The sequence below is a fragment of the Rhodococcus sp. LW-XY12 genome (genome assembly GCF_019317345.1).
In the GTDB taxonomy this organism is placed as follows: domain Bacteria; phylum Actinomycetota; class Actinomycetes; order Mycobacteriales; family Mycobacteriaceae; genus Rhodococcus; species Rhodococcus pyridinivorans.
On sequence record NZ_CP079225.1, the window covers coordinates 226,230 to 241,956 of the forward strand.

General features: G+C 66.1%; 18 protein-coding genes and 1 tRNA gene. 11 read left to right on the forward strand and 8 right to left on the reverse strand.

The features are described from left to right. The first annotated feature begins 195 nt into the window (after positions 1–195). Positions 196–2,688, forward strand: coding sequence for a response regulator (locus KXC42_RS01040; protein ID WP_257605965.1), 2,493 nt, complete (start codon positions 196–198; stop codon positions 2,686–2,688). 43 nt (positions 2,689–2,731) lie between these two features. On the opposite strand, the gene KXC42_RS01045 is transcribed toward KXC42_RS01040, so the two are convergent. Together KXC42_RS01045 and KXC42_RS01050 are read right to left on the reverse strand one after the other, a co-directional pair. Continuing rightward, positions 2,732–4,513: a long-chain fatty acid--CoA ligase gene (locus tag KXC42_RS01045; RefSeq protein WP_219129808.1), complete on the reverse strand. Its 1,782-nt coding sequence runs from the start codon at positions 4,511–4,513 to the stop codon at positions 2,732–2,734. A gap of 171 nt (positions 4,514–4,684) precedes the next feature. Continuing rightward, the gene (locus KXC42_RS01050; protein ID WP_219129809.1) at positions 4,685–5,182 is read right to left on the reverse strand and encodes a hypothetical protein; all 498 of its coding nucleotides are present in this window, start codon (positions 5,180–5,182) and stop codon (positions 4,685–4,687) included. A gap of 87 nt (positions 5,183–5,269) precedes the next feature. Here KXC42_RS01050 and KXC42_RS01055 point away from each other — a divergent pair, with 87 nt between their 5' ends. Continuing rightward, positions 5,270–5,461 carry a hypothetical protein gene (locus KXC42_RS01055; RefSeq protein WP_198040679.1) on the forward strand — a complete coding sequence of 64 codons (192 nt, stop codon included), beginning with the start codon at positions 5,270–5,272 and terminating at the stop codon, positions 5,459–5,461. A 12-nt stretch (positions 5,462–5,473) separates the two neighbouring features. Here KXC42_RS01055 and KXC42_RS01060 read toward each other — a convergent pair whose 3' ends face one another. The 3 genes from KXC42_RS01060 to KXC42_RS01070 all read right to left on the reverse strand — a co-directional run bounded on the left by KXC42_RS01060 (position 5,474) and on the right by KXC42_RS01070 (position 7,870). Then, a complete protein-coding gene (locus KXC42_RS01060; protein WP_016692663.1) occupies positions 5,474–6,364 on the reverse strand; it encodes a glycosyltransferase in 891 nt (296 codons plus the stop codon). Continuing rightward, positions 6,357–7,208 carry an ABC transporter ATP-binding protein gene (locus KXC42_RS01065; protein WP_085989319.1) on the reverse strand — a complete coding sequence of 284 codons (852 nt, stop codon included), beginning with the start codon at positions 7,206–7,208 and terminating at the stop codon, positions 6,357–6,359. Before KXC42_RS01065 ends, KXC42_RS01060 begins: the two co-directional genes overlap by 8 nt. Positions 7,209–7,285: 77 nt before the next feature. Beyond that, complete coding sequence (locus tag KXC42_RS01070) at positions 7,286–7,870, reverse strand: bacterial proteasome activator family protein (RefSeq protein WP_033097823.1); 585 nt, start codon at positions 7,868–7,870, stop codon at positions 7,286–7,288. Between the two features lie 146 nt (positions 7,871–8,016). Here KXC42_RS01070 and KXC42_RS01075 point away from each other — a divergent pair, with 146 nt between their 5' ends. Continuing rightward, positions 8,017–9,216 (forward strand): cysteine desulfurase-like protein, encoded by a 1,200-nt coding sequence (locus KXC42_RS01075; protein WP_006553481.1) that lies wholly within the window; start codon positions 8,017–8,019, stop codon positions 9,214–9,216. Here the strand turns inward: KXC42_RS01075 and KXC42_RS01080 are convergent. After that, positions 9,213–10,199 carry an NAD(P)H-quinone oxidoreductase gene (locus tag KXC42_RS01080; protein WP_006553482.1) on the reverse strand — a complete coding sequence of 329 codons (987 nt, stop codon included), beginning with the start codon at positions 10,197–10,199 and terminating at the stop codon, positions 9,213–9,215. The genes KXC42_RS01075 and KXC42_RS01080 overlap by 4 nt on opposite strands. 119 nt (positions 10,200–10,318) lie before the next feature. Here KXC42_RS01080 and KXC42_RS01085 point away from each other — a divergent pair, with 119 nt between their 5' ends. Both KXC42_RS01085 and KXC42_RS01090 read left to right on the forward strand, forming a co-directional pair. Beyond that, positions 10,319–10,789, forward strand: a complete 471-nt coding sequence (locus tag KXC42_RS01085) for a MarR family winged helix-turn-helix transcriptional regulator (RefSeq protein WP_033097821.1) — start codon at positions 10,319–10,321, stop codon at positions 10,787–10,789. A gap of 51 nt (positions 10,790–10,840) precedes the next feature. Beyond that, positions 10,841–10,925: transfer RNA gene (locus KXC42_RS01090), tRNA-Ser, on the forward strand. 18 nt (positions 10,926–10,943) lie between these two features. On the opposite strand, the gene KXC42_RS01095 is transcribed toward KXC42_RS01090, so the two are convergent. Next, positions 10,944–12,128 (reverse strand): tyrosine-type recombinase/integrase, encoded by a 1,185-nt coding sequence (locus tag KXC42_RS01095; RefSeq protein ID WP_219129810.1) that lies wholly within the window; start codon positions 12,126–12,128, stop codon positions 10,944–10,946. Continuing rightward, positions 12,115–12,651, reverse strand: coding sequence for a helix-turn-helix domain-containing protein (locus KXC42_RS01100; protein ID WP_219129811.1), 537 nt, complete (start codon positions 12,649–12,651; stop codon positions 12,115–12,117). Before KXC42_RS01100 ends, KXC42_RS01095 begins: the two co-directional genes overlap by 14 nt. Positions 12,652–12,751: 100 nt before the next feature. On the opposite strand from KXC42_RS01100, the gene KXC42_RS01105 reads away from it, so the two are divergent. The 6 genes from KXC42_RS01105 to KXC42_RS01130 all read left to right on the forward strand — a co-directional run bounded on the left by KXC42_RS01105 (position 12,752) and on the right by KXC42_RS01130 (position 15,627). After that, entirely contained in the window at positions 12,752–12,958 is a 207-nt protein-coding gene (locus KXC42_RS01105; RefSeq protein ID WP_219129812.1) for an AlpA family transcriptional regulator, read from the forward strand. Continuing rightward, complete coding sequence (locus KXC42_RS27020) at positions 12,955–13,734, forward strand: hypothetical protein (RefSeq protein WP_257605966.1); 780 nt, start codon at positions 12,955–12,957, stop codon at positions 13,732–13,734. The genes KXC42_RS01105 and KXC42_RS27020 overlap by 4 nt, the downstream gene beginning before the upstream one ends. Further along, positions 13,731–13,877 carry a hypothetical protein gene (locus KXC42_RS01115; RefSeq protein ID WP_157741774.1) on the forward strand — a complete coding sequence of 49 codons (147 nt, stop codon included), beginning with the start codon at positions 13,731–13,733 and terminating at the stop codon, positions 13,875–13,877. Before KXC42_RS27020 ends, KXC42_RS01115 begins: the two co-directional genes overlap by 4 nt. 117 nt (positions 13,878–13,994) lie before the next feature. Further along, positions 13,995–14,189, forward strand: coding sequence for a DUF6011 domain-containing protein (locus tag KXC42_RS01120; RefSeq protein WP_219129813.1), 195 nt, complete (start codon positions 13,995–13,997; stop codon positions 14,187–14,189). Further along, positions 14,186–14,593, forward strand: a complete 408-nt coding sequence (locus KXC42_RS01125; RefSeq protein WP_219129814.1) for a hypothetical protein — start codon at positions 14,186–14,188, stop codon at positions 14,591–14,593. The genes KXC42_RS01120 and KXC42_RS01125 overlap by 4 nt, the downstream gene beginning before the upstream one ends. After that, positions 14,590–15,627, forward strand: a complete 1,038-nt coding sequence (locus KXC42_RS01130; RefSeq protein ID WP_219129815.1) for an AAA family ATPase — start codon at positions 14,590–14,592, stop codon at positions 15,625–15,627. The genes KXC42_RS01125 and KXC42_RS01130 overlap by 4 nt, the downstream gene beginning before the upstream one ends. Positions 15,628–15,727: the final 100 nt, after the last annotated feature.

The window sequence follows — 15,727 nt, forward strand, 5'->3', positions numbered from 1 at the left end:
GGCGGCGGCGGGTCGGGCCCCGACGCCGAAGCCGCCGCCTTCACTGTTCCCAGCGTCCGCCGACGTACCACCATTTCCACCCATGCCGCCCACCGGGGGAAAGGAGGACGCATGTCCTCCATGTGGCGTCGTTCTGCGCGATATCGGGGGAGAATGACGGCGGGCGGGACGTACCGGAGATGGGAGTGACGGGGCATGAGGGCGACAGCCGAGTCGGGAGAGGCGTGGTCGGCGGAACGCCTGTTCGCGGGGCCGGGAGAATGCCTGGAACGGTTTCGGAAGACCGACTGGTCGGCCACCCCTCTGGGGCCGGTGGAGTCCTGGCCGGCGGAACTGCGCATGGCAGTGCGGACGGTATTGCCGTCCGAGGTGCCGATGCTCCTGTGGTGGGGGCCGCAGCTGGTGCAGATCTTCAACGACGCGATCATCCCCGTCCTCGGCGACAAGTACCCCGCGGCGGTCGCGCAACCGGCGCCGGAATGCTGGCACGAGGTGTGGGACGAGGTGGGCGCGCGCGTCGAACGGGCGATGGCGGGCACCGCCACCTTCGCCGAGGAAGAACTGCTGTTCATGCAGCGCCACGGCTACGAGGAAGAAACCTACTGGACCTTCTCCTACAGCCCGATCCGCGACGAGTCCGGCGAGGTCGCGGGGGTCTTCGTCGCGACCACCGACGTCACCTCACGGGTACTCGGTGAGCGTCGTCTGGAGGCTCTGAGCCGCCTGGGTACGGTGGCGATCACCGATTCGGGCCTGTCGGTGATCGACACGTGCCGGAACGCGCTGGACGCGCTCGCTCCGAGCCATCAGGACATTCCCCTGGCCGCGCTGTTCCTCGACAGCCGGGTGGTGGATCCCGATGATCCGCAACCGAACTGGAAGCAGCTCGCCGTAATGGGGACGAAGCCCGGCTTCTCGGGTGCCCTGCTCGGACCGGATGAGGACCAGCTGCTGTCGAAGGCCGCCAGGGCCTCCGAACCCTTCGTCGTCTCCGGCGTCGCCGAGCGTTCCCCGGATCTGCTCGACCCGCAGCGGGCCCTCGGCGACCATCCGATCGGCACCCTCCTCCTCGTGCCGTTGACGGCGTCGGGCCACGACTTCCCGCTCGGTGTCATCGCCGTCGGACTGAGTCCGTACCGGGTGTTCGACGCCGCGTACTCGACCTTCGTCGACCTCGTGGTCACGAAGATTTCGGGGCTGCTGCGCGATGCGTCGGCGATGGATGCCGAGCGTCGCCGGGCCGATGCGTTCGCGGCGCTGGACGCCGCCAAGACGCGGTTCTTCGAATCGATCAGCCACGAGTTCCGCACGCCGCTCACGCTGCTCCTCGGCCCGTTGCAGAGTGTGCTCGACGAGGCCACGACGTTGACGGAGGCGCAGCGGCAATCGCTGGAGGCCTCCCAGCGCGCCGCGATCCGATTGCGGCGACTTGTCGACGCACTGCTCGAAGCGACGCGTGCCGAGACCGACCCGTCGAGGAAGTCCCTGGAACCGACCGATCCGGCGGCGCTCACGGCCGAATGCGTGGACCTGTTCGCCGACGTGGCGCACCGCGCGGGCCTGGACCTGCGCAGCCGGATCGCCGACGCGGCGGCCGAGCAAACCCGGCTCGATCCCCAGACGTGGGCCCACATCGTGCTGAACCTGCTCTCGAACGCGATCAAGTACACCCCTTCGGGGTCGGTCGAGGTGGATCTGGACGTCGAGGGCGATCGACTGGTCCTGAAGGTCGCCGATACGGGTCTCGGCATTCCGGAGTCGGAACTCGCCCGCGTCTTCGAACGGTTCCATCGCGTCGAGAGCGCCGGCGGACGCAGCCGGGAAGGGATCGGGCTGGGTCTGTCCCTCGTCTCGGACTGGGTCCACGCGCTCGGGGGAGAGGTAACCGTGTCCAGTGAACTCGGACGCGGCAGCACCTTCACCGTGTCCGTTCCCCGCGTCCTCGACCCGACGTCGGAGTCTCCGGCCGGAACCGTTCCGGGGGATCTGGGCGCCATGTACGTCGGCGAAGCGCAACAGTGGGACAGGGTCACTCTCGACGAGGACGAATCATTCGCGCACAGAGAGGATGTGGATTCGTTACCGAGGATCCTCGTGATCGAGGACAACGCGGACATGCGTGACTATCTGACGCAGTTGTTGCGTCGCCAGAGTTGGCACGTGGATGCGGTGGAGGACAGCGATACCGCACTCGAGCGAATCCGTTCGCGACCGCCGCATCTCGTGCTGAGCGACATCATGCTCCCCGGGCGGGACGGGGTGGAGCTGCTCGAGGAGATCCGCCGCGACCCGGCGACCTCCCGTCTGCCGGTCATCCTCCTGACGGCACGTGCCGGCGCGGAGGCCACGATCGGTGGTCTGCGCACCGGCGCCGACGACTACATCACCAAACCGTTCCACCCCGATGAACTCGTTGCCCGCGTTCGCGTGAACCTCGAATTGTCGTGGCTGCGTGAGCAGATGCTCGCCGCGCGGGAACGTGAATCCGACCAGTTGAAGACGGCGTTGGAGACCCGTTCGACGCTGAGCAAGGCCGTCGGATTGATGATGGCCACGTTCAAGTGCGATGCCGACGCGGCCTTCGACAAGCTCGTCGCCTTCTCCCAGCACCGCAACGTCAAGGTGCGTGAGATCGCTGAGCAGATCGTCGGCGACTACACCGCCTCGCTCAGCGACTCGTCGAGGTAGGGCGCGATCAACGGTCCTGCGAACCGGTCGGCGCGGTGACGGATCAGGCTCCTGCGTACAACTTGTCGATCTCCTCCGCGTATTTGGCATCGATGGGCTTGCGCTTGAGCTTCATCGTCGGGGTCAGCTCGTCGCCGGAGGGTTCCCAGATCGTCGGCAGCACCGTGTACTTCTTGATCTGCTCGACCCGCGACAGCTTGCTGTTCGCCTCCTCGACCGACTTCGCGATCGATTCGAGGACCACCCGATGCCGGGTGAGTTCCTCGTGGGTGCCGCTGAGACCGTGCTGTTCGGCGAAGACGGCCAGGGCGTCGGGGTCGAGTGCGAGCAGGGCGACGTTGTAGGGGCGGTCGTTGCCGATGGCGACGGCGCCACCGAGCATCGGGCACGCGGCACGCAGGGCGCCTTCGATGTTGGTGGGCGACATGTTCTTCCCCGCCGCGTTGACGATGATCTCCTTCTTCCGGTCGATCAACCGTAGGTAACCGTCCGCGTCGATCTCGCCGATGTCGCCGGTGTGCAACCAGCCGTCGGAATCGATTGCGTCGGCAGTCTTCTCGGGGTCGTTGCGGTAGCCCTTCATGAGCAGCGGGCCGGAGACGAGCAGTTCGCCGTCTTCGGCGATCCTGATCTGCGCGCACGGCACGGCCTGGCCGACGGTACCGATGCGGATGGCGCCCGGCCGGTTCATCGTGACCACGCACGAGGTCTCCGACATGCCCCACACCTCGGAGCACGGAATGCCGAGGGCGAGAACGAACTCGAGGACCTCCGGCGAGATCGCCGCGGCGCCGGTGACGGCGGCGCGGACCTGGTCGAGACCGAGCTTGCCGCGGATCGCGGACAGCACCAGCCTGTCGGCCACCGTGTGCTGCACCTCGAGGGACCGGGGGACCGGTTTGCCGTCGGACTGCAGCCGGGCGCGCTTGCGTCCGACGTCGATCGCCCACAGTGCGAGCTTCTTCTTGATCGGGCTCGACTCCTCGGCGAGGGTCTTGTCGATCGCGGCCTTGAGCTTGTACCAGACCTGGGGGACGGCGCCGAAGAGCGTCGGCCGCAGGCTCGGTAGCACGGTGATGGCCTGCTTGAGGTCGTCGAGCGTGGTGATCTGCATGCCGCTGTACAGGCTCGAGTAGTGCGAGCCCCAGCGGTTGGCGATGTGCGCGTCGGGCAGATACGACAGGATCCGGTCGTCCGGACCGATGGGCAGATACGAGCTCGTCGCTTCGAGTTCGGCGAGCAGGTTGGCGTGGGTGAGTTCGACACCCTTCGGCGGGCCTGTGGTGCCCGAGGTGTAGATGAGGGTCAGCAGGTCGGGCGGTTGCACGGCCTTCCACGAGGCCTCGAAGTCGAAGGACGGATCGGTGGCGGCCTTGAGGCCGTCGAGGGAGATGGTGCCTTCCGGTTTGCCGTCGATGCACACCAGGTGCTCGACCTTCGTGTCGCCGATCGCCTGCCGCAGGACGGGGACGAACTGTTCCTCGGCGATCATCACGTGGTTGCCGGCGTTGCCGAGCACGTACGAGATCTGTTCGGCGGTCAGCGAGTTGTAGATCGAGAACGGCGCCGCGCCGAGGTGGATCGCGGCGGTGTCGAGAAGGTGGAATTCGGGCCGGTTGGTGAGCATGAGGCCGACGGTGTCCCCGCGGTTCACGCCGAGCCCGGCGAGTCCGGCGGCGAGGCGTTCGACGCGCTGCGCGTACTGACGCCAGGTGTAGGAGACGGAGTCGTCGGGGGTGCGCAGCGCGACCTTGTCGGGGTACGCCGCGGCGGTGGTCTGGAAGGCTTCGCAGAGGGTCGACGGTGAGGTGGCACGAGGGGTCATCACTGGCTCCCGAGGTCGAGGGTGGCGAAAGTGTAGGACGAAGTGCGTACATCCGCGGTCGGATCTGCCGGATTGTGTTCCGAGATTTCGCGCGCGTGTCCTGATGGGATGGACTGAGGAACAGGCAGAGTCAGATCTCGGCTGTAGTGACTCCTGTCTGTACGATTCGACCTATTTGACGTTCGTTCCGGTTTCGTGGAACCGGCGAGGGGAGAGGAACCACCGATGACCGGACCGGCAGGAAACTGGGAACCGCAACCGAAGTACCAGAGGGATCTCGAGCCAGGGGAACTCGAGGAGTTGAACCGTCTTCGCGCCTGGAAGGAAGAGCAGGAGCGCGAGGCCGAAGCTCAGCGTCTTCGAGACCACCATCAGCAGATCGCGCTCGAAGAACAGCAACGGAGAGGCGCCGAGCACCAGCAGAACCTGTATGCACAGCAGCAGAATCAGCAGCCGTATCCGCACGCGCAACAGCAGTACCCGCCACAGAATTACGCGCATCAGCAGTTCCACGGGCATCCGCAGTCTGCGTACCCGCCCCCGCAGCCGTTCGCGCCGATCCAGCAGGTCACCGTCAATAATGTGAAACGCGCGGACTGCCCCCATCTCCTGCATCTCGTCCTCACATTGATCACGTGCGGCGCGTGGCTGCCGGTATGGATCATCCACGCCATCATCGTCGCTGCGAGGAACTGAAGGTCCGGTCGTGTGGGGGTGCAACGTTTGAGCACTCCCACCCCGGGTACTGCCGGGAACATGACCACCGTGGATCGCATCGCGGATCCGTGGGGTTCGCGCACACCCTACGGACGCGGGCAACGCTGGCCCACCCGCGTCGACACCTATCTCGCCCTCTCCGAACGCTGCCATCCGCAGACCCTGCGCCAACTGCGCTGGGCGAACGCGAAACTCGAGGAGATCGCAGCGCAGACGGTCATCACCGACTGAGCGACGGCACCGTCAGGGGCGTTCGAATCTCTCCTCGCGCCCGAGTCTGCGCAACCGGATCCACTCGCGCAGACCGGCCGGGTCGCGGCGCGTGATCAGGAAGTACCAGCCGAACCGCACCCATTCCTGGGGCAGCAACCGGCGCAGTCCCGGCTGCGACAGCAGGTAGCCGCGGTTGCGGTAGGTGAAGAAGCGCTTGGTGTCGTTGTCCGGATACTGCGTGTGCATCCGGCCGCCGAGAATCGGCTTGAACTCGTCGGCACCGTCCGGGTGCAGATAGGCCGTCTGCAGGCAGGTGCCGAACGGCAGTCCCGAGCGGACGAGACGCCGGTGCACCTCGACCTCATCGCCACGGACGAACAGGCGCAGGTCGGGCACACCCACCGCGTCGATCGCCGCGGCGGTGAAGAGCGCACCGTTGAACAGCGAGGCGATGCCGGGCAACAGGTCCTCGTCGCCGAGTTCGTGCCGCCACCGCCGCCACACCACACCGCGACGCAGCGGGAAGGCGAGGCGGTCGGGTTGCGCGATGTCGCACACGACCGGCGACACCTCGGCCAGGCCGTTGCGTTGCGCGCAGTCGAGCAGCGTCGCGAGCACGTCCGGTCCCTCTGGGCGGCCGTCGTCGTCGGCGAGCCACACCCGGTCGGCTCCCAGCGACAGCGCGTACAGGATGCCGAGGGCGAAGCCGCCTGCTCCACCGAGATTGTGCTTCGAGCCGAGATAACTCGTGGGCAGGTCCACCGCGTCGACGAGCTCACGCACCGCGTCCTCGTCGCCGTTGTCGACCACCACGAGATGGTCGAGCGGACGGGACTGCGAGGCAAGAACTTTCAGCGAATCCGCCAGCAGTTCGCGTCGGCGGTGTGTGACGACGACGCCGATGATCCGTTCGTCAGCCACCGTTCGAACCCGTCGAGGCCGCGGCGTCGGGGGCGGACTTCGCGATCCGCTCACGCTCGAGCTCGTGGAGGATCGTGCGCACGTGATCGCCGGCCTCGTCGCCCTCGTAGGCGCGCACCACGTGCTCGATGTCGCCCTGCTCGCGGATCTGGCCGTGGTCGATCCACATCGCCTGGTCGCACAGTTGGGCGAGGAACTCGTTCGAATGGCTGGCGAACACGAGGATGCCCGAGCGCGCGACGAGATCCTGCAGACGCACCCGCGCCTTCTTCATGAACTCCGCGTCGACCGCGCCGATGCCCTCGTCGAGCAGCAGGATCTCGGGATCGATGCTGGTGACCACGCCGAGCGCGACACGCACCCGCATACCGGTCGAGTAGGTGCGCAGCGGCATGTTGAGGTAGTCGCCGAGCTCGGTGAAGTCCGCGATCTCGTCGACCTTGGCCAGCATCTGCTTGCGGCTCATCCCGAGGAACATGCCGCGGATGATGATGTTCTCGTAGCCGGAGATCTCCGGGTCCATGCCGACGCCGAGGTCGAACACCGGCGCGACGCGACCCTTCACCCGAGCGTGGCCGCGCGTGGGCTCGTAGATCCCGGAGAGCAGACGCAGCAGCGTGGACTTGCCGGCACCGTTGTGGCCGACGAGCCCGACGCGGTCGCCTTCCTTCAACGACATCGTGATGTCGCGCAGAGCCTCGACGACCACGACATCGGAGTCGTTGCGGCCGATCGCCCCGCCCGCCTTACCCAGGAAGGCCTTCTTCAAGGACCGGGTCTTGGCGTCGAAGATGGGAAAGTCGACGCACGCGCCGCGCGTTTCGATGCTGACCCGACTCACGATGCTGCTCCAGACGCTGACACGGGACCCGAGCGTACCCGTCGCGCCGATACCCGAGTCCCGGGGCGTACCCGGTGGGACTACAGGTACTGGCCGGTTCCGGGGTGGGTCTGACCGGGAAACGATTGATCGTTCTGGCCGCGACCGCCCTGCGCGACGCCGGGAGGAAGCGCTCCCTGACGCATCTGCTCGAGCTGGGCACGAGCCGCCATCTGCTGAGCGAACAGCGCTGTCTGGATGCCGTGGAACAGACCTTCGAGCCAACCGACGAGCTGAGCCTGCGCGATGCGCAGCTCGGCGTCGGAGGGCACCGCGTCCTCACCGAAGGGCAGCGCGAGCCGCTCGAGTTCCTCCCGCAGATCGGGGGCGAGGCCCTGACCGAGTTCGCGGATGGACGACAGGTGGATGTCCTTGAGCCGGGTGCGGCTGGCGTCGTCGAGCGGCGCGGCCTTCACCTCTTCGAGGAGCTGTTTGATCATGGTGCCGATCCGCATGACCTTCGCCGGCTGCTCGACCATGTCGGCCAGGGATTCGCCGCCGTTCTCGGTCTTCTCCTCCTCCGGCCGGACGTCGGCCTCCACGCGGGCCGCCTCCTCGCGGGAGACACGGATGGGCCGGCCGTCGGGGCCGATCACGAGAACCTGGTCGTTGTCCGGATGTGTCATGGCTCCATTCTCCCTTTCCCACCTCGGGGGTGCCCGGTTACCCGAGGGACCCGGAGTGCCGGGTACCCCGATCGAGCCTACCGAGAGGGCAACGCCGAGTGCAGGTACGGCGCGTCCCATTGACATCGGGACCTAGAGTGTCTGCCATGGCTTACGACGTTGCCCGGATCCGGGGGTTGATCCCCTCGCTCGGGGACGGGTGGATCCATCTCGATCCACGGGCCGGTATGCAGATCCCCGATGTGGTGTCGCGCACCGTGTCCACTGCCTTCCGCAACTCGGCCGCGTCGTCGACCGGACGGCACCTGTCGTCACGTCGCAGCGCCGCGATCCTCCAGGAGGCGCGCGTCGCGGTCGCGGAACTCGTGGGTGCCGATCCGGACGGGGTCGTCCTGGGCCCGAGCCACGCGGTGTTGCTCGCCTGGCTCGCCGAAGCACTCAGTTCCCGCCTCGGGCTCGGCACCGGCATGGTGCTCTCACGGCTCGACGACGAGGCGAACATCGCTCCCTGGTTGCGGGTCGCGAGCCGCTACGGCGCGCAGGTGCGCTGGGCCGAGGTCGAGATCGAGACGTGCGAGCTGCCCACCTGGCAGTACGAGGAACTCGTCACGCCCACCACCCGGCTCGTCGCGCTCACCGCGGCGTCGTCGATCGTCGGCACCGCGCCCGACGTGCGGGTCGTCGCGGATCTCGTCCACGAGGTCGGTGGGCTCATGGTCGTCGACGCCGCGGGCGCTGCCCCCTACGCCCACGTCGACATCGACGATCTCGGCGCCGACGTCATCACCGTCGACATCGCCTCGTGGGGCGGCCCGCAGATCGGTGCGCTCGTCTTCTCCGACCCCGCGCATCTCGAACGGGTTCCGGCCATGTCGCTGAACCCGCACGCGCGCGGCGCCGAACGCCTCGAGGTGGGCGGTCACCAGTTCGGTCTGCTCGCCGGTATCCCCGCGTCCATCGACTTCATGGCCTCACTGGACGACGACGCCACCGGCTCGCGCCGCGAGCGTCTCGACATCTCGATCAGCTCGATGCAGAACTACCAGGACGTGCTGTTCGACCGTCTGATGCGACAGCTCGACAGTCTCACCGGCGTGATCGTGCTCGGCCGCGCGTCGAGCCGCGTCCCCACCCTCAGCTTCACCGTCGACGGGGTCCCGGCCGAGAAGGTCGCCGCGCATCTTGCCGACCGCCGCATCGCGACGGTGGCGAGCACCCGCGGATCGAGCCGGCTCCTCGACTCCCTCGGCGTCAGCGACGAAGGGGGAGCGGTGAGCATCGGCCTCGCCCCCTACACCACGAGCTTCGAGGTCGATCAGCTCGTCCGTGAGCTCCGCAACCTCTAGTTCCGTTCGATCCGCAGCACGACCTTCCCGACGGTCTCGGGGCTGTCGAGCAGTTCGTGCGCCTGTGCCGCCTCGGTGATCGGCAGCTCGGCGTGCACGACGGGATGGACCTTCGCCTCCTCGATGAGCGGCCACAGATCGGCGCGCACGGAGTCGATGATCGCGCTCTTGCCCGACGGCCCCGAGTCCGGACGGCCGCGCAGACCGGTCGCGATGACGTGACCGCGCTTGGCGAGCAACTTGCCGAGGTGCAGTTCACCCTTCGTGCCACCCTGCATGCCGATGACGACGAGCCGTCCGTCCGGAGCGAGGACGTCGATGTTCCGGGACAGGTACTTCGCACCCATGTTGTCGAGCACCACGTCGGCGCCACCGAAGGCAGTGCGCACCTCGGAGACGAAGTCCTGTTCGCGGTAGTCGATCGCCAGGTCGGCGCCGAGTTCGCGGCAGCGGTCGAGTTTGCCGGCCGAGGCCGTCACCGCCACCTTCGCGCCGAGCGCCTTGCCCACCTGGATGGCATGTGTGCCGATGCCTCCGCCGCCACCGTGGACGAGCAGGACGTCGCCGCGCTTCAGGCCGGCGGTCATCACGACGTTCGACCACACCGTGCACGCGATCTCGGGAAGCGACGCGGCGACCGCGATGTCCATGCCCTTCGGGACGGGCAGCAGCTGGGAGGCAGGGACCGCGACCTTCTCGGCGTAACCGCCACCGGTGAGGAGGGCACAGACCTTGTCGCCGATGTTCCAGCCCGTCACACCCTCGCCGAGTTCGGAGATCACTCCGGAGCATTCGAGGCCCAGGATGTCGCTCGCCCCCGGGGGCGGCGGGTAGAGGCCGCGCCGTTGCAGCAGGTCGGCGCGGTTGACCGCGGTCGCCGCGACATCGAGAAGTACGTGCCCGGGAGGCAGGTCCGGGTCGGGCTGCTCGGTCCACCGGAGAACTTCTGGACCACCGGGTTCGGTGGCGACGATTGCATACATGTGTTCGACGCTATCGCGTGCGGGGCAGTGAGGAGACGATCACGCCGCTCGCCGCGCGCTCACCTGCTCGAAGCTACCGTGCGGTAACCGGATCGGGCCGTCGGCATTACACTCCCGGCGTGACCAGCGAACGAGACGAACCCAAGTGGCTGACCGCAAAGGAGCAGGAGGCCTGGCGTCTCTACATGGACGGCAACAACCGTCTCATGAGCGCGCTCAGTCGGTCTCTCAACGACCGACACGACCTGTCGCTGGCGGAATATCGGATCCTGGTCATGCTCTCCGAAGCCCCCGACGGCGCCCTGCGCATGAGCGATCTCGCCGACGGCGTGCTCTCCTCACGCAGCCGGCTCACCCATCAGATCCGGCGGATGGAGCAGGAGAAGATGGTCGTGCGCAGCTCGTGCCCCGACGACGGTCGCGGTGTGCTCGCCACCATCACCGACGAAGGCAGGCGGCGTCTGGCGGAGGCCGCCCCCACCCACGTCGACGACGTGCGCAACTACCTCATCGACCTGCTGTCGGCCGACGAGCTCGACATGCTGGCGCGGGTCTTCGCGCGCGTCGAGCACACTCTGGCCGACCGCTGAGGTCGCGAATCGGTTATGCCCTGCTTGCGCGGAGCGGTTAGGATCTGCCACGGAAGCGTGGCAGAGCGGCCGAATGCACTCGCCTTGAAAGCGAGCTTGGGTAACACCAACGGGGGTTCAAATCCCTCCGCTTCCGCCGAAGCTCCTTACTTGTTCACGCAGGTGAGGAGCTTTTTTGTGTCCGAGGGGCGTGCTCGTCAGTGCCTGGTGGGCACATTTTGGGCACACCGGCTGTCGAGTAGGCGTGATCGAGCACGACCGCAACGGCGTCGAGATCCTCGTCGAACAGGTCGCTGTACGTGTCGAGTGTCATCGCTGCCGACGCGTGTCCGAGCATCCGCTGGAGAGCCTTCACATTCACTCCGGCCGCGACAGCCAGAGATGCCGCTGTGTGCCGTAGATCGTGCGGAGTCACGCGTTCGATTCCCGCGCGCTTCACTGCCAGCTCGAACCATCCGCTGTGGCTGACCGGGCGACGCATGTGCTTTCCGTCGCGGCCGGGGAAGACGAGATCGTCGCGGCCGCGTCCCTCGCACTGCTTCGCCAGCTCGTCGAGGACGAAGGCCGGCACCGGCACGGATCGGACCTTGTCACCCTTCGTGGTGCCGACGACGTGCTTCGTTCTGACCTGGACTGCGTTCTCGTGCACGGTGAGGCGCCGCCGCAGGAAGTCGATGTCCCGTACCCGTAGCCCGATCGCCTCACCCCACCGAAGTCCGCAGTAGGCGAGCACCAGGACGAGCGCACCGTTTCGGCCGGCCTCGTGTGCCAGCGATGCAACGTCGTCGGCCGTGAGGTACTTGTGTCGGCGCTTCGACTTCCGTGGCAGGTTCTCGACTCCGCGGGCCGGGTTCTTCACGATCCGCCCGTTCTTCACCGCGTCGTCGAGGATCCCCGCGAGGATCCCGTATGCACGGATCACCACGGTGGCCCCGGATCCTTTCACGACGATCTCTCCGTCGTCGTCGAGCTCGTCGCGCCCCATGTCAGCGATCCACCGCTCGACCGTGCCGAGCTTGATGTCAGCGATCCGTGTGGACGACCACCGCGGTTCGACATGCGTACGCCACGATGAATCGATTGCGTTGTACGTCGAGGCCTTCGTGTCGACCTTCTTGCGCGCCAGCCACTCCGGCGCCAGCTCACCGACCGTGATGCGACCGAGTGACGGCGGTACGTACTCGCCGCGCATCTTCTCGACCTCCACGGTGGCCGCGAATCGTTCGGCGTCCCGCTTCGTCCTGAAGCCACGTTTCTTCGACTGGACGCGGTCGGGTGTACGAAAGCGGACCATGTAGCGCTTCCCGGCCGCGGTGTCGTACGACTCAATCGTCGCCATTGTCGTCTGTTTCTGTCACCGCAGCGATCGCTTTGCTTCTCTGTGCGCGTTGTTCTTTCGCCGCTACCCGGGGAACTGCAACGGGGTGAGAGCTGACTTCGCCGGCCTCCTGTCTGGACTGCGCCACCTCGTACTGAATGGGGTTTGAGTCCTTGGTGAATCGGAGTAGCTCAATCGGGTCGCGGTGAATGTTCCTAAGCGGTTCAAGGCCCTGGCCCCAGCTCCAGATTCGTTGTCTCGGATACGTGGGGCCATTGGGGGACAATGCCGCGTCCTCGATAGGGAACAGAATCGCGAGGGGAGAGACCTCGAGTGCTAGCGCGAGCGCTACAAGGTCGTCTACGTCGACGCGTCTCGCTCCGCGTTCGATCTCACTGATCGAGTTATGGGCGAGTGGCCTGTCTGTTTCTGCCATTCGGTCAGCAAGGTCGCGCAACGTAAGACCGCGCTCGCGCCGCAACCTGCTGATATTCGCCCGCACGGTTTCGCCGGTAGTGCCGAGTTCCACTCGTCTTGTCGCCATGATGCAGATTCTAGGGCAGGCCTTGCATAATTCCGAATGATCCAGTAAGAATGAGCGTATCCCGACCACAAGTAAGCAATATCCGAACAGGAGTCAGGGAATGACCGGATCACCACTCGCAACGGCTGAGGAAGTCGCGGAGTACCTGCGGACCACGACGACGAAGCTCGCCAATGATCGCTACCGCGGTATCGGCCCGAAGTTCGTGAAGCACGGACGACGCGTGCTCTACCGCTGGACCGACGTCTACGCCTGGACCGAGGCGAACCTCATGCAGCGCACCGACGACACCCCGGGCGCGGCATGATGACCGGTTACTTCGGCGATGAGCCGACCTGCCAGCGGTGTGACTACCCGCGCCGACTGCACCACCTGCTCGGGGTCGAGCACGACTACACCGAGCCTCCGAATGAGAACGCCCCCGATGCCGGGCAGGGCATCGAGGGCAACGAATCCACCAACCAGGAAGCAGGAGATTCTGACATGCAGTCTACCGGCCCCCAGAGCTACATGGTGCGCCTGATCGTCGCCGGGCTACAGCAGATCGTCGCTCACGCCCAGGACTTCCCCGGCGCGATCGCCTTGATCAACGCCGACGTGACCCGACGGTTCGGATGGGACGCGATCGAATACACCGTCACCACCGGCGACTACGTACGCATGACCACCACAGTCGGCCTCGAAGTCGAGTACCAGCTCCTTCGATCCGACCAGCCGGTACCCGAGGACGAACCCGCGGCCGACACCATCGACGACGCACCCGAGGGGATCCTCGCCGACCCGATCCCCACCATCTACCAGAACCTCGAAACGCTCGGACCCGATGCCGATTGGCGCGACGGGCACAACTTCCTTCTCGCCGAGGTCACCCGCGGCGTATTCACCGCCCAAGTGTGGCGACACGACAGCATCGAACAGGGCCGGCCTCACAGCGAAGTCGAAATCACCATCGACTCGACCGGGATGCAGGGCGGCGAAATGTTCCACGACCTGTGCATCCTCCCCGACCAGCTCGAGGACTTCCAACAGGTGACGAACGCGATCATGGCGGCGTACCAGTACATCACGGAGGCCGGACAGTGACCGACCTCGAGCTCTTCCTCGTCGTCGCCCTCTTCGCCGAGAACATCGCCCTGATCCTCGCGCACATCGTCGACCGGCAGGTCACCGACCGTGACGGGTTCGGAGAGGACGCCACCACCGCGATGCGGAGGCGAAGCTCGTGACCTGACCAGCAGTTACCTCACTCATCACGGCAACGAACCCCCGCACTCGTTGAACGCACCGGGGCAGGGAGCCCCGAACAAGCTCCCTGCCCCACAGAATCCGAAAGGACGCTCCGAATGCGTCACCTCAACGATAACCAAAACGAGCCGGTCGGACCCGATCCGCTGGCCTCTCTGGATGCGGAAGTTCGTCGGCACGGTGCACGAGTCGCCACCAAGTGCCGAGTGTGCGGACGCTGGCTTGTCTCCCCGAAATCGCGTGCAGCACACGAAGGACCCACGTGCCGCACCAAGGACGGGGGTGCAGCATGACCGAGCACGAAAACGAACTTCTCGAGGCTGTCCTCGGTCTCGACCCCGGACTCACCCGCCCGATACCGCCTTCCGCGGTCCTGGCGGACTTCGTGATGCCTCACATCCTCAAGATCCGAGACGACGGTAACGGCAACCTCCGACAACTGCCCCTCATCGGCTCGCAGGCGTGGGAAAACGCGGGGGACGGGGTGAAGTGGGCAGTGGTTGCCACGCTCGCCCTACAGGGCGTGTGGGCTGCCGAACGCGGACCCGACGAACGAGTCGCCTACGCCGAATCCGGTGATCGTGTCGACTCCCTCGTCGACTGGGGCGCAGAAGCGTACCGACTCGGATTCGAGGCAGGACGACGGGAGCAAGCGAAGACGAGTCGTCGTCAGCGCCGGCGAATCGAGGCCGCATGAGCACATCGTCCGAAGTGATCGAACTCAATCCGTACACCAGTGAAGAGACGTTGGACTACAGCAATTACACCGACATTGCGGCCCTGCTCTCCGGGGACCTTCCGCCGGCACCGACGCCGGTCTACGGCATCCGGGACGACGGTCGGGGACTGTTCTACGCGGATCAGGTGAATCTCGTCTTCGGAGATCCCGAGGGTGGGAAGACGTGGGTAGCGCTCGCTACCGCCACCGAAGACCTACGTCCAGGGATGAACGGTCGGGTTCTGGTCATGGACCTGGACCACAATGGGGCCGGACCCACCGTGACGAGACTACTTGCGCTGGGGGCAGACCGAGAAGCACTGGCAGACCCGACCCGGTTTCTGTACGTAGAACCCGAAGACCGTTTGCACGCACTCACAGTCGTGGCCGACATGCAGAGCTGGAAACCGACCGTCGTCGTGGTCGACTCACTCGGAGAGCTGATCCCGTTGTTCGGGTCCTCGAGCAATTCGGCGGATGACTTCACCACGGTGCATTCGAAGATTCTCAAGCCGCTGGCGAAGGCAGGCGCATGTGTCCTCGTCATCGACCACCTTTCGAAGGGGTCCGACTCACGGACCTTCGGACCTGGAGGCACCAGCGCGAAACGTCGTGCGGTCGGTGGCGTCTCGCTGCGTGTGCGCGTCAAGGACGCCTTCACTCCCGGCAAGGGTGGTTCGGCGTACCTGTCGGTGAACAAGGACCGTCACGGTGGACTCAGGGAGCACTGCCCCACGGGAGACCGTGAACCCCTCGCCGGCACATTCGAACTCCGACCGTTCGAAGACGGTGTGCTCGAGGCCATCATTCGAGCGGCGCGGGACGGGGAATCCGCGCCGACCGACTTCGGAATCAATGGGGCCGATCCGCAGCGACTCGCCGACGACGTGTCTGCTCTCGACGCTCTCGATCCTCCTCCGAGTTCTCAGCGCGACGTTTGTGCACGCATGTCGTGGGGTGGCAACAGGGCAGCGGAAGCGCTACGCGCCTGGCGTGATTCCAAGCGGGAGTAGCGACCTCTACCGGCGTGCTACTCGCTACTCGTAACCCTATATCCAGTAGCGAGTAGCACTGCCTAGAAAATCGCGTCTACCAGCACAAATGCCAAAAAAT